22 protein-coding genes and 1 pseudogene are annotated in these 23,188 nt (G+C 37.1%); 4 read left to right on the top strand and 19 right to left on the bottom strand.

From position 1 onward, the window contains the following. Positions 1–67: 67 nt before the first annotated feature. Positions 68–856 (bottom strand): NRDE family protein, encoded by a 789-nt coding sequence (locus tag BUB96_RS03375; protein WP_073296439.1) that lies wholly within the window; start codon positions 854–856, stop codon positions 68–70. 562 nt (positions 857–1,418) lie between these two features. On the opposite strand from BUB96_RS03375, the pseudogene BUB96_RS03370 reads away from it, so the two are divergent. Together BUB96_RS03370 and BUB96_RS10655 are read left to right on the top strand one after the other, a co-directional pair. Next, positions 1,419–2,720, top strand: a pseudogene (locus BUB96_RS03370) (M20/M25/M40 family metallo-hydrolase); the annotation flags it as partial. Between the two features lie 508 nt (positions 2,721–3,228). Next, positions 3,229–3,759 (top strand): methylated-DNA--[protein]-cysteine S-methyltransferase, encoded by a 531-nt coding sequence (locus BUB96_RS10655; RefSeq protein ID WP_084136791.1) that lies wholly within the window; start codon positions 3,229–3,231, stop codon positions 3,757–3,759. A 127-nt stretch (positions 3,760–3,886) separates the two neighbouring features. On the opposite strand, the gene BUB96_RS03355 is transcribed toward BUB96_RS10655, so the two are convergent. The 11 genes from BUB96_RS03355 to BUB96_RS03305 all read right to left on the bottom strand — a co-directional run bounded on the left by BUB96_RS03355 (position 3,887) and on the right by BUB96_RS03305 (position 14,389). Then, positions 3,887–4,636 carry a CPBP family intramembrane glutamic endopeptidase gene (locus BUB96_RS03355; RefSeq protein WP_073296429.1) on the bottom strand — a complete coding sequence of 250 codons (750 nt, stop codon included), beginning with the start codon at positions 4,634–4,636 and terminating at the stop codon, positions 3,887–3,889. 106 nt (positions 4,637–4,742) lie between these two features. After that, a complete protein-coding gene (locus tag BUB96_RS03350; protein ID WP_073296425.1) occupies positions 4,743–5,435 on the bottom strand; it encodes a DUF1129 domain-containing protein in 693 nt (230 codons plus the stop codon). A 21-nt stretch (positions 5,436–5,456) separates the two neighbouring features. Further along, on the bottom strand, positions 5,457–6,557 hold the full coding sequence (gene ychF / locus BUB96_RS03345) for a redox-regulated ATPase YchF (protein ID WP_073296422.1): 1,101 nt from the start codon (positions 6,555–6,557) through the stop codon (positions 5,457–5,459). A gap of 42 nt (positions 6,558–6,599) precedes the next feature. Further along, positions 6,600–6,797, bottom strand: a complete 198-nt coding sequence (locus tag BUB96_RS03340; protein WP_073296419.1) for a DUF951 domain-containing protein — start codon at positions 6,795–6,797, stop codon at positions 6,600–6,602. A gap of 49 nt (positions 6,798–6,846) precedes the next feature. Beyond that, a complete protein-coding gene (locus BUB96_RS03335; protein ID WP_073296416.1) occupies positions 6,847–7,737 on the bottom strand; it encodes a ParB/RepB/Spo0J family partition protein in 891 nt (296 codons plus the stop codon). Then, positions 7,727–8,494, bottom strand: coding sequence for a ParA family protein (locus tag BUB96_RS03330; RefSeq protein WP_073296413.1), 768 nt, complete (start codon positions 8,492–8,494; stop codon positions 7,727–7,729). The genes BUB96_RS03335 and BUB96_RS03330 overlap by 11 nt, the downstream gene beginning before the upstream one ends. A 58-nt stretch (positions 8,495–8,552) precedes the next feature. Next, positions 8,553–9,269: a 16S rRNA (guanine(527)-N(7))-methyltransferase RsmG gene (rsmG, locus tag BUB96_RS03325; RefSeq protein ID WP_073296410.1), complete on the bottom strand. Its 717-nt coding sequence runs from the start codon at positions 9,267–9,269 to the stop codon at positions 8,553–8,555. A 253-nt stretch (positions 9,270–9,522) separates the two neighbouring features. Further along, on the bottom strand, positions 9,523–11,439 hold the full coding sequence (locus BUB96_RS03320; RefSeq protein ID WP_073296407.1) for a PTS fructose transporter subunit IIABC: 1,917 nt from the start codon (positions 11,437–11,439) through the stop codon (positions 9,523–9,525). Between the two features lies 1 nt (position 11,440). Next, positions 11,441–12,355: a 1-phosphofructokinase gene (gene pfkB / locus BUB96_RS03315; protein WP_073296403.1), complete on the bottom strand. Its 915-nt coding sequence runs from the start codon at positions 12,353–12,355 to the stop codon at positions 11,441–11,443. A gap of 21 nt (positions 12,356–12,376) precedes the next feature. After that, complete coding sequence (locus tag BUB96_RS03310; protein WP_073296400.1) at positions 12,377–13,141, bottom strand: DeoR/GlpR family DNA-binding transcription regulator; 765 nt, start codon at positions 13,139–13,141, stop codon at positions 12,377–12,379. Between the two features lie 492 nt (positions 13,142–13,633). Beyond that, positions 13,634–14,389, bottom strand: coding sequence for a carbohydrate deacetylase (locus BUB96_RS03305; protein ID WP_073296398.1), 756 nt, complete (start codon positions 14,387–14,389; stop codon positions 13,634–13,636). A 161-nt stretch (positions 14,390–14,550) separates the two neighbouring features. Here BUB96_RS03305 and BUB96_RS03300 point away from each other — a divergent pair, with 161 nt between their 5' ends. Continuing rightward, positions 14,551–15,462: an AEC family transporter gene (locus tag BUB96_RS03300; RefSeq protein WP_073296395.1), complete on the top strand. Its 912-nt coding sequence runs from the start codon at positions 14,551–14,553 to the stop codon at positions 15,460–15,462. Positions 15,463–15,561: 99 nt separating this feature from the next. Here BUB96_RS03300 and BUB96_RS03295 read toward each other — a convergent pair whose 3' ends face one another. From BUB96_RS03295 to BUB96_RS03280, 4 genes are all read right to left on the bottom strand, one after another. Then, positions 15,562–16,164, bottom strand: a complete 603-nt coding sequence (locus tag BUB96_RS03295; protein ID WP_073296392.1) for an alpha/beta hydrolase — start codon at positions 16,162–16,164, stop codon at positions 15,562–15,564. Positions 16,165–16,178: 14 nt separating this feature from the next. Beyond that, positions 16,179–16,787: a flavin reductase family protein gene (locus BUB96_RS03290; protein ID WP_073296534.1), complete on the bottom strand. Its 609-nt coding sequence runs from the start codon at positions 16,785–16,787 to the stop codon at positions 16,179–16,181. 22 nt (positions 16,788–16,809) lie between these two features. Further along, complete coding sequence (locus tag BUB96_RS03285) at positions 16,810–17,772, bottom strand: VOC family protein (protein ID WP_073296389.1); 963 nt, start codon at positions 17,770–17,772, stop codon at positions 16,810–16,812. Positions 17,773–17,894: 122 nt separating this feature from the next. Then, complete coding sequence (locus BUB96_RS03280) at positions 17,895–18,266, bottom strand: hypothetical protein (RefSeq protein ID WP_073296386.1); 372 nt, start codon at positions 18,264–18,266, stop codon at positions 17,895–17,897. Positions 18,267–18,518: 252 nt separating this feature from the next. On the opposite strand from BUB96_RS03280, the gene BUB96_RS03275 reads away from it, so the two are divergent. Continuing rightward, entirely contained in the window at positions 18,519–19,250 is a 732-nt protein-coding gene (locus tag BUB96_RS03275) for a glucose 1-dehydrogenase (RefSeq protein ID WP_073296383.1), read from the top strand. Positions 19,251–19,338: 88 nt separating this feature from the next. On the opposite strand, the gene BUB96_RS03270 is transcribed toward BUB96_RS03275, so the two are convergent. From BUB96_RS03270 to BUB96_RS03260, 3 genes are all read right to left on the bottom strand, one after another. Beyond that, positions 19,339–20,043, bottom strand: a complete 705-nt coding sequence (locus BUB96_RS03270; protein ID WP_073296380.1) for a GntR family transcriptional regulator — start codon at positions 20,041–20,043, stop codon at positions 19,339–19,341. 160 nt (positions 20,044–20,203) lie between these two features. Next, positions 20,204–21,493, bottom strand: coding sequence for a PTS cellobiose transporter subunit IIC (gene celB, locus BUB96_RS03265; protein WP_073296376.1), 1,290 nt, complete (start codon positions 21,491–21,493; stop codon positions 20,204–20,206). 147 nt (positions 21,494–21,640) lie between these two features. Then, entirely contained in the window at positions 21,641–23,029 is a 1,389-nt protein-coding gene (locus tag BUB96_RS03260; protein ID WP_073296373.1) for a glycoside hydrolase family 1 protein, read from the bottom strand. Positions 23,030–23,188 lie beyond the last annotated feature (159 nt).

Here is a 23,188-nt window from a genome sequence, read left to right as displayed (position 1 = left end):
TTAGAGAATTTCACAAAGATAGCCCTTAAAAAGAGATTCCTTTCCATAAAGATAAAATCTATAGGCTTTAATCGATCATCTTATGATTGAGTTGTTGTTCTTTTGTCGTCATTTCGGTGATGCCTTTTTGATCGTATTTTACTTCTCTGACATGAACATATCCTTTTTTATCCACTAAAATAGCAGTTGTTCCAACCGTACCAAATTCGCTTCCTTGGATAAACACTGGTGTATTTTGTTTGACCATTTCATAGTCTAGCTCTTTTGGATAGTCTTTAATTATTTCTGCTTTTTTATTATCTTGCATTAATCTTGTTAATTCTTTTAAATCTAATTTCTCTTTATTTGTATACACATATTGTGCTAAACGCTCCGATGAGCGATCTTTGCGGTGTTTACTCAAGTCATCCGTCGTGTTTGCGAGGCAGTGAATGCCCGCTTTGAAGGTATGGAACTTGTCCTGTACATTTGAATAATATCTGAGATCGTTAAATGTTCCATAAAGTAAATGGTAACCATTATAATCAAATCGGGTAGTCCGTAAAGTCTGATTGAAATCATCGATCAATATATCTTTTGTTAGATAATCGCGTAAAAGTTGGCCCCGGGATCTTGGAGTTGCCATTTTTGGCTTCCAATCTGTAAAAGGATGATTTAAAACAGCAATAAATTTTCCTTCGTTTGTATAACCTAGCCAGGTTCCTTTTTCTTTTAAGTCTAGGCCAGCAGTTACCATTGCTTCGTCAGCCCATTGATGAATAGCAGCAGTCGGGCGATCATAACGTTCATCCCGGTTAGCAACTAATATGAAGGGGTAATCTGGGTGCGCGTCTTTCATAAATGTCACTAAACACATTTCTTTTCCTCCTATTTTTTTCTTTGTCTCTTTATTATACCAAGATTTTATTTTCGATCTATCTCATAATAAACAAACAACTTCGAAAATTTGTTTATTTGATTAGTTAAAAATACGTGAGGAATGTAAACTCTATCATTTCTATGCCTATAACAAACGTTGATTTAATAGCTTTTGTTTTTCTTTTTCGTTTTCATTGTTTTCTCATTTAACCCTTGCTTCTCACTTTTCTTTAATGTATATTGATAACAATTTAATTCAGACAAATAAATAATTTTTATAAAAAATACGTGAGGCGGATATACATGTTTAACTTCGGCATTTTATTATACTTAATTCTTTAGGGCTTGTGCTTTTTTCAAAAAAAGCAAAGGCCCTGTTTCGCTTAAGTAAAATGGGACCTTACGAGAACCTCCCATTCTATATTGTTTGGGAGGTTTTTTAATTTGACAAATGGGATATTAAAAATGAGAAATAAAGAAAGGAAATGTATATGACAAAACAAATAAGAATCGAAGAAATAGAGAAAACGGTGCAATAGCATTTAACCCCTTTTGAGGAATTCATTGCTTTAGAAACAGTCTCTACACAAGGACGCCAATTAAGAGAAACTGCTGAATATGTGGTTAAAATGTTTGAAGACCTAGGTGGCGAATCAGAAATATTGGATGATTTAAATGATAGTTTTCCTTTTATATATGGATTTTTTGAAGCAGGTCCTGGAGGAAACAAAGAAAAGACGATTCTTTTCTATAATCACTTTGATGTCCAACCGGAAGAGCCGATTGAACTGTGGGACACGCCTCCTTTCCAACTTACTCAAAAGGATGGAAAATTAATCGCTCGAGGAATTTCTGATGATAAGGGCGAATTGATGGCTCGTTTATATGCGATTCAAATGTTGCAACAAACGGAAGACGGCCTACCAGTAAATATCAAATTCATTGTCGAAGGTGAAGAAGAGATTGGGAGTCCAAATATTGATGCTTATATTGAAAAATATGCAGATTTGCTTCAAGCGGATGTTTGCTTCTGGGAAGGTGGCGGCAAAAATGTGGATGAAAATATTGTTTTATCTGGCGGGATTAAAGGGATTGCCTATTTCGATATTTGGGTAAACAGTGCAGATACGGATATCCATTCTTCGAAGGGAGCCGTTGTGAATAATGCGGCTTGGCGTTTAGTGCATGCATTGGCGAGTTTACGAACACCTGATAACAAAATTATCATTGAGGACTTTTATGACATAATGACGGAACCTACTGAAAAGGAAAAAGAAGTGGTTAAAAATATTCCTTTTGATGCGGAAAAAGAAAAAGAAGTCTATGGTTTGAAGTATCCTTTGATCACAGAGGATTTAGATTACACCCCTCAAGAGGCGCTTGTTTTCTACCCTACTTTAACAATTAGCGGGATGGAATCCGGGTATAATGGTGAGGGGACAAAAACGGTATTACCGAGCACTGCAAAAGCAAAATTAGATTTCCGCTTAGTTCCTGGTTATACTGCACCTGAAGTTGAAAAATTACTACGGGCTCATTTAGATAAGCATGGTTTTGAAGATGTACAAATTGCTTTATTGACTGAGTTGATGCCTTTCCGAACAGATTTAGAAGATCCTTATGTAGATGTTGTGGTAGAGGCTGCTGAAGAAATTTACGGCACAGGAAATATTGTCCTTGAACCAAATTCTGCAGGTGGTGGGCCAATGTATGGTTTTGATGAATTCTTAAAAGTTCCGATTATGGGGACTGGGATTGGCTGGGCAAAAACAAATGTCCATGCACCGAATGAGAATGTTCGATTGCAAGATTTTTACGAAGGCGTTGCTTATATCATGACCCTTCTAGAAAAATTAAAATAAAATTAAGAAGAGTTTGGGAACCCAAAGGCCTTGATGCCTTTGGGTTTCTATTTTTCTAGGTAAATTAGTAGAGCTTTCGATAAGCGATTACTCTTACGCGTTATTCTTCGCAATTTATGTGCGAGGGAGCGTACTTGCACGCACTTTTACACGATTTGTGTGGGGTGAAACACTTTGCGCGTTATTTTTCGCGATTTGTGTGCGAAAGAGCATACTTACGCGCACTTCTACACGTTTTCGTGTGGGATGGAACACTTTGCGCGTTATTTTCCACAATTTGTGTGCGAGGGAGCGTACTTGCACGCACTTTTACGCGATTTGTGTGGGGTGGAACACTTTGCGCGTTATTTTTCGCAATTTGTGTGCGAGGGAGCGTACTTGCACGCACTTCTACGTGGTTTCGTGTGTGATGGAACACTCTGGTGTATTTTTAATGCTAATTATTCTGATTGTCTGAACGATTTGTATTTATGTGCTAAAATAGAAGAAATAGGACGAGGTGAAATAAATGATGACTCTTTATATTGATAAAGTTGAAAGCGATGTCTGGTCGGGATTTTTAGTAGTCAGTGAAAAAGGCTTATGTTTTGTTAGTCACTATACAGAAGATTTAAGTGATGTCGTTGCCTGGCAAATGAAACACTATCCTGAAAGTAAACTTATTTCTGACCGTGAAAAAGTTGCGCCTTATCGTAAGCAGTTCGAAGAATATTTAGAAGGTACACGCTTTGAGTTTGATTTACCTGTGGATCTTATGGGAACAGATTTTCAAAAAATAGTTTGGGCAGCTATGTTACAAATTCCTTATGGAGAAACAGCTAGTTATTTAGACCTTGCACATTGGATTGGTCGTGATTATAAGTCTACTCGTGCAGTAGGTGGGGCGGTTGGACGAAACCCGTTATCGATTATTTATCCTTGTCACCGAGTAGTCGGCCAAGATGGCTCGCTTACTGGTTATGGCGGCGGTTTGGAGAATAAAATTGCTTTACTGAATCACGAATTAGAACATGCTGTTGAGATGAAATCTTCCTATTAAAAATTAGGACAAATAAATATCTAAACCAAACTTTCTCGTATTTCCGAGGGAGGGGTTGCGGTTTTTTAAACGGAAAAATCTTCCTTCTTTAAGCGCTTGTTGGCGTAATGTCAGGAAGATTTTTATTTTATAGGGTTAGGATGACGATAAAGCCAAGCAAGTTATTTAGAAAGTGATAAACGATTGATGCTTCAACGGCTTCTGTATGTTTGGCTGCATAGGAGAAGATTAAACCCATTCCTACATAGGTATAAATGGAAAGTAAGTCTGTTGGTGTATGTACGAAACCAAAGATAATGGCACTGATACAGACTCTCAGCCAAGTAGTCTCTCTTCGATCACCTGAAAAAAGAATCATCCCTCTAAATAATAATTCTTCTGCGATTGGTGCGACCACCACAATCATTAAAAACATTTGCCATACTGGGATATACTCAAACATCGACTCTACAGCGATCTGATTTATCGGCTCACTTGGGCCTAATAAATTAATTAAAATGTTTTCTCCTAAAATATATAAAATATAAGAAGAGGGAATGTAGAAGAGTAAAAATTTCCAATCTTTTTTCGATAAGCCTCGAAGAATGAAGGATTGATTCTTCGTTAATTGTTTTCGATTAAATAAGGGAATTTCACGCTTATGAACGACCCATAACGTAAGCGGTAAGCTAGCAATCGTTCCATAAATCGTGCCATAAACGGGAATAAGATCCAACATTTCGATTGTAAATGGGGTATTAAAAAAACGATTGAGGATGAAAGGTCCATAAAGGGACAACGCTAGTGTCACAATGACTTGTAAAGCCAACGAGGACGTGATAATCATGAGTGTCCAATCTTTCCAATCATATTTTTTTAAGGAATAACCATCAAGCATTTCATCATCTCCTTTATTTAAATGACTATACTCATAAAAGTATAACGTAAAATTTCTTAATTGAAATACAAAGCGACCTGTAAATTACAAGTCGCTTTATTTTTTATTAAAGTAAGGTGCCTTTTATATTTAATTCTTTCTTTAGATACCACTTGGCCAAGAGAGCCACTACACCAATGATAAGAATGGCGACTGGAGGTATCGATGGATTTAATACGGCTGGCAATAAGTAAAGAATCAAAGTGATCGCAAGAACCCAAGCTAGCATTACAGAAACAGTTGCTAGAATGTATTTGAGCATGCCTTTGGTCTGCCCTTGTCTTGGCGCATATTTGGTTAAGACCAATACAGCTAAACCACCTAATAAAAAGTTCGAAATGAGTTGGAATAAGCCAACATGTGCCTGTGGATCTTGATAAGCGCCTATCCCATTTACGATACTGAATAAACCACCTAGCAATAAAGCCCCATCCATATAAATCATCCACGTTGGGGATTTCTCTTGGGCCCCTTCAGGAACATCGTAATCTTTACCTACAATGTTTTCAGCTTGTTCCGTCACAGTTCCATAAATTTTCTTTGCGGGAATATGAGAATGTTGGGCTTCAATAATTTCATGGAGCATTTCATTCAAAACATATTCTTTGGCGACTGGATCATAGTCCAGTTCCTTTAACCTATTGTTTAGTTGGAACATATATTGTTCATTTTTATTGGTTAATTGTTGATATAATTCTTTATTTTGTGCTTTCGTTTCTTCTAAATTCAAATGTTCTACTTTGTCTTTTTCTTTAGACACTCGGCTGTTCCTCCTTAGTATTTATACGTTAAAGCGGAATAACATGACATCGCCGTCTTGCACGACATAATCTTTTCCTTCTTGGCGCATTCTTCCGGCGTCGCGGGCCCCTTTTTCTCCATTATACTGATCATAATCTTCATAAGAGATAGTTTCTGCACGTATAAAACCACGTTCAAAGTCGGTATGGATTACACCAGCAGCTTGTGGAGCTTTCATTCCTTTGACAAATGTCCAAGCACGTACTTCTTGCACACCGGCTGTAAAGAAAGTTCCTAGATTTAACAAGTCATAAGAGCGACGAATTAGACGATTCAGTCCAGGCTCTGAAGCCCCTAAATCTTCTAAAAACATATCTCGTTCTTCATCATCTAAAGCAGAAAGTTCTTCTTCAATTTCTGCTGAAATGCCGACAACTTCTGCCCCTTCTGCATCCGCTATTGCTTTAATTGTCTGGTAATGAGGATTGATTGTTGGATCTGCCATATCCTCTTCGCCTACATTGGCCACGTATAACACGGGTTTACTGGTCAGCAAGAACAAACTATTGACAATTTTTTGCTCCTCTTCATCAAACTCAAGAGTACGTACGGGGTCTCCCTCTTCTAAAGCAGGCTTAATTTTATCAAAGACAGCGAGCTCTGCTGCGGCTTCTTTGTCTCCTGATCTTGCTTGTTTACTCACTCGATCATAGCGTTTTGAAATAGATTCTAAATCCGCTAAAGTTAATTCTAAATTAATTGTTTCGATATCATCTGCGGGGCTTACTTTATTGGAGACGTGGGTCACATTGTCATCATCAAATGATCGTACAACATGAACAATCGCATCTACTTCACGAATATTGGCTAAAAATTTATTTCCTAGCCCTTCCCCTTCACTTGCTCCTTTTACAATCCCTGCAATATCTGTAAATTCAAAGGTTGTCGGAACAATTCGTTTCGGATCAACGATTTCTGCTAAGCGACTCAAGCGCTTGTCGGGAACTTCAACAACTCCCACGTTTGGATCAATTGTCGCAAAGGGGTAATTCGCTGCCTCTACACTTGCTTTTGTTATTGCGTTAAATAACGTCGATTTCCCTACATTGGGTAAACCGACGATACCTGCTGTCAAAGCCATATTTTAATACTCACCTTTCCCAAATTACAAATCAAATAAAGATTAATTTTCACTCGATTTTAACACTTTTTTATACTTTCGATTAAATTCACGGCGCGGCATTAAGACTAATTGTCCGCAACCTAGGCATTTAATACGGATATCAGCGCCCATGCGAATAATCTCCCAATTGTTTTCACCACAAGCATGTGGTTTTTTCATTTCTACCACATCTTGTAAATCATACGTTGACTTAGTCATCCTCGCACCTCCTAGATTCCTTTGTTGATCATTTATTAGTTTAACGAGTTTAGTCTTCTAATTCAATCTCTAATACATCGACTAAAATTCGATTTAAATCACTTTGAGAGGTATATTCAATTTGAATTTTCCCTTTGGTTCCTTTTTCATTAATCATGACATCTGTTCCAAACTTATCCATTAGCTTACTTTCATATTCGCGAACAAAAGGAGATTTTCTCTTAACGGGTTGTGGTTTCTCTGGATTTTTGGCTTGCTTTTTCAGCTCAGAAACCATTTTTTCTAATTGACGAACTGTAAGATGTTCTTTAACTGCTTTATTGGCTAATTTAATCATAGCTTGTTCATCATCTAAAGCTCTCAGCGTTCGGGCTTGCCCCATTGATAATTTTTTCTCCGTTAATAATTGTTTGACTGGTTCCGGTAAAGAACGAAGTCTCAAATGATTGGCTACATGTGAGCGACTTTTTCCTAAAGCATCGGCTACACGTTCTTGTGTTAAGGATAATTTATCCATCATTAACTGGTAAGCATCAGCCTCTTCTAAAGGTGTCAAATCTTCCCGTTGTAAATTTTCAAGAATAGCGTATTTAATCATAAACTCTTCATCAAGCTCACGCACAATTGCTGGTATCCGTGTGAGCCCTGCTATAATAGACGCTTTATGACGACGTTCTCCTGCAACAAGTTCATAACCTTTTGCACTAGATTTACGAACAATAATAGGTTGCAAGACTCCACTTTGACTAATAGATTCTGCTAATTCTTCTAGAGCTTCTCGATCAAAACTTTTTCGTGGTTGATAAGGATTGGAACGAATTTCATCAACAGAAATCTGTTCAACTTTTTCTTCCCCTTCAACATTTTCGACATCTAATAAGGAAGTTTCTGGAAATAAAGCATTAATTCCTTGGCCTAAACCCTTTTTCTTAGCGCTCATTTTGTTTTAACACTTCCTTTGCTAACTCTTGATAGGTTTGTGAACCAATCGATTGGATATCAAAATCAATAATGGACTGTCCGTAACTTGGTGCTTCAGATAAACGAATATTTCTTGGGATAATGGTTTCGTAAACTTTTTCATGGAAATATTTCTTTACTTCTTCAACCACTTCGTAACCTAAGTTGGTTCGTCGATCCAACATAGTTAGCAAAACTCCCTCAATTTTTAATTGATTATTAAAATGCTTTTGAACTAATCTGACCGTATTTAATAATTGACTTAATCCTTCTAATGCATAATATTCACATTGAACTGGGATTAAAACAGAATCACTGGCTGTGAATGCATTAATGGTCAAATGACCTAAAGAAGGAGGACAATCAATTAAAATGTAATCATATTGATCACGAACAGATTCTAACGCACTCTTTAATCGTGTTTCGCGACGCTCGAGATTGGATAATTCCACTTCGGCTCCCGCTAGTTGGATAGATGCTGGAACGACATCCATTCTTTCACGACTGGATTCTAAAATCACTTCTTCAACGGGAACTTGGTTAATTAATACATCATAAATATCTTCACTTACTTCGCCTTTTCGGATACCAAGGCCGCTTGTTGCGTTTCCTTGGGCATCACTGTCGACGAGCAATACTTTATTGCCTTCGAATGCAAGTGAAGCACCTAGATTAATGGTGGTGGTTGTTTTTCCAACGCCACCTTTTTGATTTGCGACTGCTATAATTCTACCCATATTTCTCCTCCATCGTACCTCTGTTATCGCAACGGTTTTTTGATTCTTTCTTTACCATTTACAATGGTTTTTTATTTGGTGTTCCTGCTTGTCTTGGATATTTTTTGGGGGTTTTTTTCACTTTGTCAATGAGAAGAATGCTGCGTTCTCCTGCATCTTCAGGGAGTTCGAAGGTTTCGATTGTTCGCAACCGACCGCCTAAGGTTTTTAGTGCTTTTTTGGAATCCTCAAGTTCTTCTTCTCCTTGAGAGCCTTTCATTGCAGCAAATACGCCCTTTTCTTTGGTGATTGGTAGACAAAACTCCGCTAAAACACTTAAACGAGCCACAGCTCTGGCGGTAACTACATCAAATGCACTGCGAAATTCATCTTTTTGACCAAAATCTTCTGCTCGGGCATGGATTAAATGGACATTTTCTAAGGCAAGTTCTTCTACTAAAATTTCTAAAAAGCGTATTCGTTTCTTCAAAGAGTCCACAATCGTAATTTCAATTTCTGGAAATAAAATCTTTAGTGGAATACTTGGAAAACCCGCACCTGAACCCACATCACATAATTTAAGTGTTGGTTGGTTAAAATCAACAAAGCGAGCGAGTGTCAATGAGTCATAAAAATGCTTTAAATAAACGTCGTCTTCTTCAGTAATCGCGGTTAAGTTAATTTTATTGTTCCATTCTTGTAACAATAATAAATAACGGTTGTATTGTTCCATTTTAACCGCATCAATCGGATAACTTTCTTGTTCTAAACTCTTTTTGAATGTCTCTGGATTCATCCTTTAATTCTCCTCATCCGTTAATTGTGAAACACGATAATTGTTTCACACGAATAGTATAACTTTACTAGAAATACAGACTAAATTCAATGTTATCCAAAGAATATTTTGATTTAAATTCTAATCTCTTTACTTCGTAAAATGAATAAAAGACTCCCTATCTTTTATAAGGAAGTCTTTAGTCATTTTTCGAGTTTTATCTAAAGAAAAAAGTGCTGGTAAAGGGAAGTTTACCAACACTTTTTCAATTCAATTAGATTGTTCCTGAAGCCATTTGTTCTTCCACTGGTTTTTTCCAAAATCCGAGAATGATTGTGCTAATGACGGTTCCAATCAATACGGCCAGCATAAGCATCAAACGATTATCTCCTAAAGCAAGCATCGTGAAAATTCCACCGTGAGGAGCTGGAACACTGGTTAACCATAATTGACTCAGTCCACCACCGACAGCACTACCAATAGCACTTGAAATGATTACTCGTAGAGGATCTGCTGCAGCAAAAGGAATCGCTCCTTCTGTAATGAAAGATAAACCTAAAATAAAGTTTGTTAGTGCGGACTGTTTTTGTACTTCAGTAAATTTATCTTTAAAGAGAACAGATGCTAAAGCAATGGCTAATGGTGGAATCATTCCTCCAACCATAACAGCTGCCATGAATCGTCCATCTCCTGTATCTGTAAAAATACCGATAGAAAAAGCATAAGCCGCTTTATTCACTGGGCCTCCCATATCAATAGCCATCATTCCACCAAGGATCGCCCCGAGTAGTACTTGATTTCCGGTACCTAGTGTTTCTAAGAAATTAAGCATGGCAATATTAATGGAAGCAAAGATTGGACCAAATAGATAATACATCAATAGCCCTGTAATAAATAAGGTCAATATTGGATAAAGTAAAATAGTTCGTAATCCTGCTAAGTTTTTAGGCATCTTTCTTAAGGCTCTCATCACGAAAAGTGTGACATAACCTGCTAAGAAACCAGCAACTAAACCGCCAAGGAAGCCAGCATCAGCACTTACCGCTAAAGCCCCTCCAGCAAACCCACTAACAATCGCTGGTTTACCACCTATACTTGTTGCAATATATCCAGCAAGTACCGGAATTAGAAATGAAAAGGCTGCACTTCCTATTTCATTAAGACCAACAAAAATCGGTGAGTCACTACCTACAAAACCTTCCATTAAGAAAGATAGAGCCAGCATAATTCCACCCGCAATAACAAATGGCAACATATTTGAAACGCCACTCATTAAATCATTATAAACGGATTGTAGAGAAAAGGCTCCCCCACTTTCACTCGGTTCATCAGCTGTATCTGTCTCTTCATCGCTACTTCCGTGATATACAGGAGCTTCACCTGCCAAAGCTGTTTGGATGAGTTCTTCACTTTTATTAATACCATCCGCTACTGGACGCTCAACGACTCGTTTTCCTGAAAAGCGGCCCATTGGAACTTTTTTACCGACAGCTACAATAATACCATCTGCTTGGTCAATATCTTCTTTAGTAAGTCGGTGTTTTACTCCTTCTGAACCATCTGTTTCAACTTTAATCTTAACGCCTAATTCTTTGGCTTTATTCTTCAGGGCATCTTCTGCCATATACGTATGAGCAATCCCTGTTGGACAAGCTGTTACGGCAATGACATAAGGCTCATCAGAGTCTGTTGGTGCAACCTCTTCTTCTGGTGCTTCTGTTTTTTCTGTTTCTAAACTAGCCTCTGCTAGACTAACAACTGCCTGCACACTTTCTGGCGTATTGGCTGCCGTTAAAGCTTCGATAAAATCTTTATTCATCAATAATTTCGATAAGTTCGCTAAAATAGCTAAGTGAGTTTCATTGGCATCATCTTTTGCAGCAATCATAAAAAATAACTTTGCAGGTTGGCCATCTAAACTATCAAAGTCTACTCCAGCTGGTTGTTTAGCAAAAACAACCGACGTTTTCTTCACTGCGGTATTTTTTGCGTGTGGCATGGCAATCCCGTCGCCAAGTCCAGTACTCATACTTTCTTCACGGTCAGCAATTCCTTTTCTGAACGTGTCAAAATCATCAACGGCACCTGTCTCTACAAGTTTGTGGACCATTTCATCTAAAATTTCTTTTTTCGTTGTAGCTTGAGCTGGAAGAAGCATCAGTTCTTGCCGTATAATATCCGTCATCTTCATTTTATTCAACCTCTCTAGTTTTTATTTGATCATTTAACGCTTCAATCTCTTTTTTTGTTGCCAAATCTTCATTAAAAGCTGTCGCACTTCCGCTTTGAACCCCAAGCTTAAATGCTTCTTCTTTCGATTTTCCTTTTTCAATACCTGCTATAAATCCTGCAATCATTGAATCACCTGAGCCTACTGTGTTTTTTACCTTTCCTTTAGGAGAATCGGCTATAATCACTTGACTCTCATCAATAAAAATTGCACCTTCTCCTCCTAAAGAAACAATAACGTTTTGAGCTCCTGCTTCTTGTAACTTCTTCCCATAATGGATAGCCTCTTCTTTGGTTTGAATTGTTTCACCAAATAAATCGCCTAATTCTGCTTGGTTAGGTTTCACTAAAAAGGGTTGTGCTACTAATGCTTCGAGTAATTCTTTACTATTGGTATCGAGAATAAAAGATGTTTGATTTTTCTGACAAATTTCAATAATTTCATTATAAAATGTCTCTGACAGGCCTTTGTTTTTACTGCCTGAAATAACGAGTGTGTCTTGAGCAGTCAGTTGGCCGATCTGTTTCTTTAATTCTCGACTTTTTTCTTGTGAAATTTCTGGGCCTCGTCCGTTAATTTCCGTTTCACTTTCCCCTTTTAATTTCACATTAATTCGTGTCTGTCCCTCTACAGGAATAAACTGGCAAGCAGCGCCTTCTTTTTCTAACCATTCTTCAATAAATTTTCCCGTATGTCCTCCAATGAAACCTAGAGCTTGATTGGGAACATTTAATTGATTTAATACGCGCGAGACGTTAATCCCTTTCCCACCTGGCAACATATACTCTCCTTGTGCATAATTGGTTGCACCGAGCTGTAGATGCTCCAAGGGCATAATATAGTCTATCGATGGATTCAGGGTTAATGTATAAATCATATTTATCCAATCCTTTACTTTTTATTCAATCATTTCTATGTCGTATTTTACCTTTAATTTTTTGATTTTTTGAGGATGTTTTGTGGCTGCTTCTTGATTGATGAATATTTTCGCACTCGTTGGGAGATCTACTTTAAATTCATATACCTGATCTATTTTTGTGTCATCCATTAATAGATAGATGTTCTGGCTTTGATCCATTGCACATTCTTTCAGTGTGGCTTCATCAATATTAGTGGTCGTCAGACCTTGGTTTTCATGCAGTCCATTCATTCCCATAAAAGAAGCCGAAAAATTAATTTTACTTAATTGTTTATAAGCGGTCATGTCTGCAATAGCATGCGTATTTCTTTTAACCATTCCACCGAGTAAAGTCACTTCTATTCCTCGATTTAAGGCAAGTAAAGCATGATCGATTCCATTGGTTACTAGTTTTAGATTTTTTTCTGTAGGTAATAAGCGCACAAGTTCAAGTGTGGTTGTTCCTGCATCGATATACACTTGGGTCTCTTTTTCTACTAAAGTACTGACATGTTTTGCAACTTTAATTTTGGCTGATTGGTTGATGCTTTCTTTCTGTGCCATCTTTTGCTCTTTATTGAGATTAGTTGGTGTCGTCGCTCCACCATGCACTCTCTTCAATAGCCCTTCTTTTTCTAAAGCTACTAAATCCCGTCTTAGGGTGGACTCGCTCACACCAATAGCTGTTTCTAATTCTTGAATCGATATTGTGCTTTTTTCTGCAAGTCGTTCTAGAATTTTTTCTTTCCGATGTTGGAATAGCATCTCTCTCTTCCTTTTCTTTGGAACCCTTTTCTTTTTGTATTTCTACTATACAAGAATAAACGTTCAAAATCAATCATAACCATTCAAATTCATTCAAAAATATTCATTTTTTCGGTTTATTTAAAAAGAGGGTATTTCTGCCATCTTTTCCGACTTATCATACCTTTTGCTTATTTTACTCGGTAACTTCCTGTCCATTGGCTGCTACCCTCAGGAGTTGGCCTAGAAAATGTTGCGACTTCTTAGGGTACGACTGCTACCCTCAGGAGTTGATCCGGAAAATGTTGCGACTTCTTAGGATACGGCTGCTACCCTTAGGAGTTGACCCGGAAAATGTTGCGACTTCTTAGGGTACGGCTGCTACCCTCAGGAGTTGACTCATAAAAAGCTGCTACTTCTGAAGGTAAGGAGCTTTTGTCCGTTTAATGGACGAAAAAAAACCAGCTCCGACAAAGCAGAAGCTAGTTTTTTCAAATGTTTTATTGTCTTTAATTATAAATCGCTAAAAGTCACTAATTCGATTTCTTTGTTCTCGCGGATGTTATCTACAAAATTTGAGTCCGTTAGAATATCTACTTGATAAATTCGAGGTTCAACAAAAGAAGAGCTTTTAAATAAAAATTCATCAATATAACCCGTATGACACATTACTTCCGTTGATTCATTCTTTTTTATTTTTTCTACTAACAGCTCTAAATACGTTTCTTTTTCTTTTTCTTCCAGCATCCCTACTCCATCAAAAGCGGGTTCAAAATATGTAGTGGTTGGTCTGTTATGCTCTTGATCAAAGTTCCCGCGAATGGGTAAATCATATTTTTCAGAAAGTTTTAAAAACACTTCAAAATGATGGGCATTAAATGTATGGGCATGGTGGTGACTATCTAAATGCGTGGGTTGAATTCCCGCAGCCAAGACTTTTTGAATTTGGGCATCCCATTCTTTATACAAATCTTCTACATCAACGATTGCTAAACCTGAACGGTAAGCATCCGGACGATAAAAATCCCCTTTTTCATCCACTAAAGAAGGAACATCTTGGCGTAAAGGCTTCAGAAAAGTCAATACCAAGTGAACCCCCACACCCATTTTCGGGTTTTCTTTAGCTAACTTTACCGCATGTTCAAATCCCGGCGTATTCGACATTAAAGTCGTTGAAGTTAAAATACCTTCTTGATGTGTATCAATAATCGCATGATTAATCGCCCGACTATAACCGAAATCATCCGAGTTAATTATCAATTTATTCATTCTTATCCTCCCAATATTATTTACAAAATTATTATACCATTCAAGGTTTATAGTTTCATTCAAATCCGTGAATCCACTCTTTTTATTTTTTTGTTTGTGGAGTCTCTTTGAATCTGCTATCCTACTCTATGAATAATCTCTTTAGGAATAGGAATGATTGAGTGGAACAATTTTATCAAATGTTAGACTTACAACTTTCTGTTTTAATGTATTTACTAATCGGTGTGGTCGCCTACAAAACAAAAATTATTACCGATGAAAATCGCACACAATTTATCCATTTAATTTTAAGTTTATTAATGCCCATGCTTGTCTTCAATTCTTTTAAAAATTTGACGATGGAAATTTTAAAATTAGGTTTATGGGCTTTAATTGGTTCAACCATCATCTATACAGTCTCTTACTTCCTAGGCGCACTCGCTTTTTCGGATTTCGAGGATCCAAAGAAACGAATCTTGCACTACGGAACGTTAGTAAATAATGCTGGGCTGGGCGGTCAACCTCTTTCTTATTCTATGTATGGAGAACTCGGCGCTTTATTTTCTTCTATTTATCTCGTTCCTCATCGTATTTTTATGTGGTCGGTTGGAGTGGAGATTCTGGACAGTGATCAGGAAGAAAGCCATTCGACCCTTTATAAACTTTTAAGAAACCCTTCCATTGTTGCGGTTGTGTTAGGTCTTATTCGTGGGCTTTTGCAGATCCCCTTCCCTGAATTTTTAGACCGCGCGATTGAAACGATGGGATCAACCGTTTCGCCTTTATCCGCTATTATGATCGGTTCAATTATTGCCTCCATTGATTTTCGTGCTATTTACGAACGAGGCGTCATCCGCTACACGGTTATTCGATTGCTCCTGATTCCCTTTGCCGTCCTCATTGTCAGCAAGGCTCTCGGTTTAGATGAAACACTGATTGGCGTCCTAACCATCATGTCCTCCATGCCTGCTGGAGCAACTACCGCTCTTTTAGCAGCCCAATATGATCTGGATGAAGAGCTTGCTTCAAAAATTGTCTTTGTTACCACCCTCCTATCCATTGTCACCGTTCCGGCAATGATGTTGTTTCTATAACGACTTAGTGGATGCATGTCCCAAAAAGTGAGCGCATCTTTTTTATAGAGTAAAAAAACCAGTCAACTTCTTAACAATTCGTTGACTGGTTTATTTTTATTATTGAATTTTCTCTAACCATTCTTTCCCTGCTAATAAATTATCCCCATTTAATTCATGTCCTTCTACCCAAAACTCCGTAACCTCGGCGCCTAAATCTTTGAAAATAGAAACTACGCGTTCACTTTCTCTTTTGGGAACTATTGGATCATTTTCCCCCATAGATAAAAAGACTTTTGCATTCGGTAAGTCAGTCGTTTCTTCGACATCCATTGGATACATAGGTGCATATAACATGGCTTTATTTATGAGGGAATCATCGAGTAACATCATATTGATTGCAATATTTGCGCCATTTGAAAAGCCTAAGTAAATTGCTTCTTCTAAAGAAAAATCATATTCTTGTGCTTTTTCTTCAATAAATGCATAAAGCTCTTGCCCCCGCGTCATCAAATCAGGGATATCATAAGCTCCTGTATCCAAACGTTTAAAGTAACGAGCATTTCCATGTTCTAAAACATTTCCCCGAATACTTAAGACACTCGCGTTCGCATTTAACGCTGCGGCAACAGGCAATAAATCTTCTTCGTTCCCTCCTGTTCCATGTAGTAAAATAAATGTAGGGGTTTTGGTTTGACCTTTTTCGTATCTATATTTATACATGTGACTGTCTCCTTTTATTCTGGTCTTTTAATCGTAAAGATTTCGCCAATTTCCGCATAATCATGTCCGGCTAAACGACTCATGGCTGCTAAACCGATCGGGTCAATCCGCCCTTGATGGTAAAGTTCTTCTTGGATATGGTATCTTTTTATTTTTAGTAAGAGTAAATCTGCTGCTGGAACTCCATCATTTTCGAGGGGGACGTGTTGTTCTAATATAACTTCAAAGCGTATTTTTGTCTCCTTTAAGCTTGGAACATCCACCGTTTTTGACGGACAAGTTGTAAAGCTTGTTCGATCCAATTCGCTCATCTCTTCACTGAGATTGGCCGCTGTTTGATTGGCTTGAGCAACATTTTTTGAATCAACAATATGGATGACGGCTTCTTTCTTTTTCAAAATATTTCGTGCAGTATCTTTTAAACGGCCATTTTTTCTTTGAATAGCAATTGAGACAATCGGTGGGTTCGAGGTCACAATATTAAAGTAGCTGAATGGTGCAATGTTTAACACTTCATTCTCCGATAAGCTGGTCACTAAGGCGATGGGCCGTGGTATGATCGAGCCAATTAAAAACTTATAATTTTCTCTTTCACTTAATTCTTCGGGGGTGAAATGGATCATTTTATTCTCGGTTTCCATTTTCTTATTTTTTTGCTGTGTCAAAAGGGCGCACAACACTTTCAATATATTCACGATCCGGCTCTAAAAAGGGCGGTAAAGCCAACGTAGTGCCTAATTCTTCATAAGATTCTTGCTCATCAATGAAGCCAGGACCATCTGTCGAAATTTCAATAAGAATATGACCAATTCTTGTATAGAGGGCTTCAAAATAAAATCGATCGACTAAGCCTGAATGCTTCATTTCTAATCCATTATATTTTTCTTCCCACTCTTTTATTGCCTGATGATCAGCTACTCGAAAGGAAACATGATGAACCGTTCCATTTCCTTGCACTTCTATTGGTGAAGTATCATCTTTTCTAACAATCATTTGCCCACCATTGCCCCCTTGACCCACTTCTAAAAGAGCAACATTTTCTTCCTCAACTTTTAATGTGAAACCAAAGATCAATTGCATTGCTTGAACAAAATCTTCAAAATAGCTAACTGTAATTTCTATAGGTCCTAAACCATAGATTGCTTTATCTTCCGGAACAGGTCCATTTTTCCATGGAGTTCCAGGTGCCACTCCTTGATCATTTTCATCTGAGAATAACTGGTAACGTTGGCCATCCGCTTCTTGAAACGGAAGAATCTTACGGCCAAATAATTCTTGAATCCCTTCATTTTCTATCTCATATTCTTCAAAGCGGTCTAAATAATACGCTAGTGCTTCATCATTGGGCACTCTTAACCCTGTACGTGAAATAGAATTTGTTCCAAGTACATAGCTTGGAATATCTGGAAAATCAAAAAACGTTAAATCTGTTCCTGGATTTCCTCGGTCATCCGCATAAAATGTGTGATAGGTTTGAATATCGTCTTGGTTCACTGTCTTTTTAACCAGGCGCATGCCTAAAATATTGGTAATAAATTCATAGTTTCTTTGAACATCCTCTGTCATTGCGGTTACGTGATGAATGCCTATTAAATTTGTATTTGCCATTATTTAATAGCTCCTCTCTTTTCGTACATCTTTCATTTTAAAATTATCTCTAATGCGAGATAATAATAGCACGAGATCTATCCTACGTCAATTATTAGATTCGAATTCGAGATATTCTTCGATTATCCATGGAATCCACCCAATTTATTCGCCCAAGCTTCTGTATAAAAAGCATAATAACTTTGACGCTTTCTTTTACGGTAGCCTTTAAAAAACTTATTCCAAATAAGAGAAGGAAGACCAATCACAGGAAGGTAAAAGAACAATAACTTTTTCGATTGCAGAGTATGCCCATACTCATGTTTAATCATTTCAGATTGAAAATAAGTATCGTCCGCAAAAATGTACCGACTTAAAGAAATGGCTCCCCAGCGACCTTTCACATGCGTAACATAAGCCTCTTGATATTTATAGAAGGGACATTTGTAAATTTTTGTATATAATTTAAAGGTGACGAACCCTATGACATTTTGAGGAAATTCAAAAAAATACATCCACAACACCTCACTCTTTTATTCATATCTTTACTTTACCAATTGCATACAAAAAATGCTGGCTTGACAACTTATATTTAGCCACTTTCTAGGTATAAAACCAGCATCGAAAACACGATACAGAGTAACTTTCTGACACAAAACGTCAATAAAATCACCGAATCATTATAATACAAAGCGAGGGTTTCTTTTTTTTACTGAAAGCGTTATACTTATTATAAAGTTTATGATTATTTTATAGGAGGATTTAGAATGAACAAATTGGAAAATAAAATAGCCATTATTACAGGCGGAGCCGCTGGGATGGGCGAAACACATGTGCGCTTGTTTATTAAAGAAGGGGCAAAAGTCGTTTTAACCGATGTAAATGCTGAAAAAGGGCAAGAGTTGGCGGATGAATTAGGGGAGAATGCTCACTTTATTCAACACGACGTTACAGATGAAGCTGGCTGGAAAGAAGTAGTCAGTCAGACAGAAGAAAGATTTGGTCCTGTAAATATCTTAGTTAACAATGCTGGAATTAGTCCTGTTTTAAGCCTTGAAAGTTCTTCCTTAGAGGACTATATGAATGTTGTTAAAATCAACCAAGTGAGTGTGTTTTTAGGCATGAAATATGTAGTCCCTTCCATGAAGAAGGTCGATGATGGTTCTATTATCAATATCTCTTCCATCAATGGTTTAATCGGTGGAGCCGTTGGTTACACGGACACAAAATTTGCTGTACGCGGAATGACTAAAGCAGCGGCCAAAGAACTAGCGCATTACAATATTCGCGTAAACTCTGTTCATCCAGGTGTGATTAATACACCAATGGTTCAACAAAGTGCCGCCTTTGAACAAATCCAAGCTATGGTCGAAGCTATCCCATTAAAACGCATGTCTGAACCTAATGAAATAAGTCAACTCGTGATGTTTTTAGCTTCCGACGATTCAAGTTACTCTACTGGTGCTGAGTTTATTGCTGACGGTGGAATTACTGCTTAATTTGTGACTTAAAAATTTAAAAAGAATCCTGTTTTGAAGCAGGATTCTTTTTTATACCTATTTGCAGGAAATAAGTCGTGTTTTATGCTTAAAAATCTACGACGTTGTAGCTTCGAGTGTTGTATTTATTACGACTTCTTGAGTATTCAAAAGGAGTCCCATCTTCTAAATATACAACTTGTTCAATTTCTAGAATGGGGTCGTGTTCATCACAGTCTAAGTATTTTTGATCATACTCTGAAGCTTTATCGGCTTGAATAATTCTGTGAGCCCCTCCGAACTGTAAATTTAATTCTTTATGAATGTAGTCATAGATCGATTGATGTAAAATGTCTTCGTTGATTCCAGGAATTAAATTTGCATTCATGATTGTATGTTCAAGAATATAAGGTGCATCATCTACAACTCTTAATCGAATAATCTTATAGATGGGATCATGCTTGTCTAACATTAATTTTTCTTGGGTCAATTCATTTGGAAAATCCAGCTTAAAAGAAATGACTTGGCTCTTAACTTCTTGATTGGCCAGTTGTTTGGTTAAGCCTTCATACTCCATAATGCTAGCAGTAAGTCCTTCGCTTAGCGCTGTTTTCTTAACAAAAGTTCCTGCTCCTCTTTTTCGCAGGATCAGTCCTTCTAGTTCTAAAATATCCATTGCTTTTTTTACAGTCATTCGACTTACCTTAAACTCTTTTGCTAATGAGACTTGATCGGGGATAAGCGAATCCACCGGGTAAACCTCTTCTCGAATACGCTGGCGAATCTTTCCAGCAATCATTTCATACTTTGTCATTCCATTCCCCCTACCTAAGCTTATTTTAACAGATTTAATTTCAAAAGACTAGTTTTATTAGACATATATATATACCGTTAAATAAAAAAGTTCTTTACAAACAAAAAGCAACCCTATACTTATAGAGTTGCTTTTTTTAAAGAATATAATCTACAGGTAATTAAGCCTTAGACATATCCGGAGCTTGATTTTTCAAGTTTTGGCGATCCACTATTTTCAAGAATGGATACCAGATGACTCCGATAATTGCCATATCAATCAACTGTAACACTCCACCCATTAACGAGTTAGTGGCTAACATACCATTGGCAAATACTGGAACGGTCCACGGTACAGAAACACCCGTTGGTATTGGGAAGAGTCCAATATTCATGACAATATAATTAAAGGCTGTTGTTATTAATGGAGCAATTAACCATGGGATAAAGATGGCTGCATTCAATACAATCGGCATTCCGAAGATAACGGGTTCGTTTACGTTAAAAATACCGGGAGCTAAGGCTAAACGCCCTACATCATTAAATTGGCGACTCTTCATAAAGAAAGCAATTAAAATAACGACAATTAAGGTGCTTCCCGAGCCTCCCATTCCTACAGTATACATTTCCATAAATGGTTTAGTAACAATGTGAGGAAGAGGTTTACCCGTTTCATATGCCGCTAAGTTATCAAGCATGGTTGTATTCCAAATGGGATCCATCACTGAGTTTACAATAATTTGTCCATGTAGACCAAAGAACCATAGCAACTGAACAAAAAACACCGCTATCAATGTTGCCGGTAAGCCACTTCCTAAACCGGTTAACGGTTCTTGAATCGTATCATAAACTAAATCATGTAAGTTAGCATTTAATAAACCAATAACGAGAGCGTTGAGTAGTGTGAAAATACCTAATGTTATAATAGCTGGAATCATTGCTGCAAATGAGCGGGCAACAGCTTCTGGAACACCCTCAGGCATAGTAATGGTAATCCCTTTTTTAGTAATTCGGGCATATACTTCGGCTGCTAAAAAAGCTGCAACCATTCCAACAAACATTCCCTTCGCTCCTAAGCGATCTAATGTTAAGACGCCTGTAACAGCTTCTCCACCTTCTGTGATCATTTCAAAGGGTGTCAAGATGAGATATGCTGCTAAAGAAACAGCGCCTCCAAATGCAGGATCAATGTCATATGTTTTTGATAAATAATACCCAATACCAAAAGTAACAAATATAGACATAATGGACATTGTTGCATTTTGACCATTTCCAAATAAAGTGCCTAAAGTTCCTTGTAATTCTTCACTAAAGAAGGGTAGATTATTGATAACTACGACTAAAGATCCAAACATTGTAATTGGGAAAGCTAGCATAAAGGCATCTCTTAATACAAGTAAATATTTATTCTGCCCTAGCTTTGAAGCTACAGGAACTAACTTATCACTTAACTTGTCAATAAAGTTATTCATTGCAAAAACTCCTTTTCTTTTATTTTTTAACCGTTTACATTACAAAGTATACCATTTTATTTTTAAATGTCTAGTCTTTTATAAAATAAAGTAAGCTCTTACTAAAAAAACACCCACTTTTTCAGTGAGTGTTTTTTACTATCAACTTTAAAATCCGTTATTTTTCGTCATTTCATTAAACCAATGACCACTTTTCTTGATGGTTCTTTTTCTTTCATTCTCTAAATCAACAGATATAAAGCCATAACGATTTTTATAAGCATTCGTCCAAGACCAATTATCCATACAAGTCCACATATGGTAGCCGCGAACATTGCTTCCTTCTTCCAACGCTTGATGCACATATTTTAGATGATCTTTTACGAATTCAATTCGGTAATCATCATCGATTTGGCCATCTTCATTAATATAACGTTCTTCACCTTCAACACCCATTCCATTTTCTGAAATGAAACATTTAATATTTCCGTAATTTTCACGAAGATCGGTCAAGATATCATAAATTCCTTTTTCGTAAATTTCCCAACCACGATAGGGATTCATTTTACGATTTGGCATCTCGTAATTGTCAAAGAAGTTATCGGGCATGAAGCCATTTTCTGTACCTTCTTCTGTTTCTTTCGCTTTAATCCGACGAGGTTGATAGTAATTGACCCCTAAAATATCTACGGTGTTATTTTTGATAATTTCCAAATCTCCATCTTCGATTTTTGGGAGATAATCAATTTCATCTAACAGATCAATTAAATCACTTGGAAATTCTCCTTTTACTGAAGAATCTAAGAATGAACGGTTGAAAAAGGCATCTGCAATTTTAGCTGCTTTTACGTCTTCTTCGTTATTTTCATCTCGAGGATAGCTTGGAGTTAAGTTTAAGATAATTCCAATTTCTCCTTCTAAATCTGTTTCATGATAGGCTTTAATAACTTTGGCACTCGCTAAAGCTTCATGGTAAGCCACCTGAACAGCCTTTTTCATATCCACTTGATTTGGGTAGTGGAATTGGTAGAGATAACCACCTTCAACCGGAACAATAGGTTCATTGTGCGTGAACCATTTTTTTACGCGATCGCCAAATAAATCAAAACATGTCTTAGCAAATTCTACATAGGCTTCTACTACTTCCCGATTTTCCCAGCCACCTTTTTCTTGCATTTTCATTGGCATGTCAAAATGAAACAAGTTAATGAATGGCTCGATATCGTTTGCCAGTAGTTCATCTATTACATTATTATAAAAATTAACCGCTTCTTGATTCACTTCTCCTACCCCTTCAGGGATTAAACGACTCCACTGAATCGAGGTACGGAATGAATTATGTCCCGTTTGTTTCATTAATTGAATGTCTTCTTTATATTTGTGATAAAAAGCAGAAGCGGTGTCGGGTCCTACCTGGTCAAAAAACTTCTCTGGTTCTTCTTCATACCAATAGTCCCAAATACTGTCGCCTTTATTGTCCCCTTCGTAAACGCCTTCTGTTTGTGGCCCACTAGCTGCCGAACCCCACCAAAAATCTTTTGGAAATTTAAAGTCCATGAAACATCTACTCCTCCTAAAATAAAATGACTATACTTTTCATTTTTTTGATTAGTCTTTTTAATCTTAACAGATTTATTTCTGTTTGTCTCGTATTAATCGCTAATCTTTCAAAGTTCATTAAAAAAAGCCACCCCTTCTATTTAAAAGAAAGAGTGG

Source organism: Atopostipes suicloacalis DSM 15692 (genome assembly GCF_900129085.1).
Classification (GTDB): Bacteria; Bacillota; Bacilli; order Lactobacillales; family Carnobacteriaceae_A; genus Atopostipes; species Atopostipes suicloacalis.
The sequence above is the reverse complement of the archived record's forward strand: the minus strand, read 5'-3'. Positions and strand labels throughout refer to the sequence as shown.

Coding starts and splice junctions, on each gene's coding strand:
- BUB96_RS03320 (WP_073296407.1), bottom strand. CDS start 11,439: ATGAAGATGACGGATATTATACGGCAAGAACTGATGCTTCTTCCAGCT.
- BUB96_RS03305 (WP_073296398.1), bottom strand. CDS start 14,389: ATGAATAAATTGATAATTAACTCGGATGATTTCGGTTATAGTCGGGCG.
- ychF (WP_073296422.1), bottom strand. CDS start 6,557: ATGGCTTTGACAGCAGGTATCGTCGGTTTACCCAATGTAGGGAAATCG.
- rsmG (WP_073296410.1), bottom strand. CDS start 9,269: ATGAATCCAGAGACATTCAAAAAGAGTTTAGAACAAGAAAGTTATCCG.
- BUB96_RS03270 (WP_073296380.1), bottom strand. CDS start 20,043: ATGACAAAGTATGAAATGATTGCTGGAAAGATTCGCCAGCGTATTCGA.
- BUB96_RS03340 (WP_073296419.1), bottom strand. CDS start 6,797: ATGACTAAGTCAACGTATGATTTACAAGATGTGGTAGAAATGAAAAAA.
- BUB96_RS03285 (WP_073296389.1), bottom strand. CDS start 17,772: ATGGCAAATACAAATTTAATAGGCATTCATCACGTAACCGCAATGACA.
- BUB96_RS03335 (WP_073296416.1), bottom strand. CDS start 7,737: ATGAGCGCTAAGAAAAAGGGTTTAGGCCAAGGAATTAATGCTTTATTT.
- BUB96_RS03290 (WP_073296534.1), bottom strand. CDS start 16,787: ATGATCCATTTCACCCCCGAAGAATTAAGTGAAAGAGAAAATTATAAG.
- BUB96_RS03280 (WP_073296386.1), bottom strand. CDS start 18,266: ATGTATTTTTTTGAATTTCCTCAAAATGTCATAGGGTTCGTCACCTTT.
- BUB96_RS03295 (WP_073296392.1), bottom strand. CDS start 16,164: ATGTATAAATATAGATACGAAAAAGGTCAAACCAAAACCCCTACATTT.
- pfkB (WP_073296403.1), bottom strand. CDS start 12,355: ATGATTTATACATTAACCCTGAATCCATCGATAGACTATATTATGCCC.
- BUB96_RS03260 (WP_073296373.1), bottom strand. CDS start 23,029: ATGGACTTTAAATTTCCAAAAGATTTTTGGTGGGGTTCGGCAGCTAGT.
- BUB96_RS03275 (WP_073296383.1), top strand. CDS start 18,519: ATGAACAAATTGGAAAATAAAATAGCCATTATTACAGGCGGAGCCGCT.
- BUB96_RS03355 (WP_073296429.1), bottom strand. CDS start 4,636: ATGCTTGATGGTTATTCCTTAAAAAAATATGATTGGAAAGATTGGACA.
- BUB96_RS03375 (WP_073296439.1), bottom strand. CDS start 856: ATGTGTTTAGTGACATTTATGAAAGACGCGCACCCAGATTACCCCTTC.
- BUB96_RS10655 (WP_084136791.1), top strand. CDS start 3,229: ATGATGACTCTTTATATTGATAAAGTTGAAAGCGATGTCTGGTCGGGA.
- BUB96_RS03310 (WP_073296400.1), bottom strand. CDS start 13,141: ATGCTATTCCAACATCGGAAAGAAAAAATTCTAGAACGACTTGCAGAA.
- celB (WP_073296376.1), bottom strand. CDS start 21,493: ATGAATAACTTTATTGACAAGTTAAGTGATAAGTTAGTTCCTGTAGCT.
- BUB96_RS03330 (WP_073296413.1), bottom strand. CDS start 8,494: ATGGGTAGAATTATAGCAGTCGCAAATCAAAAAGGTGGCGTTGGAAAA.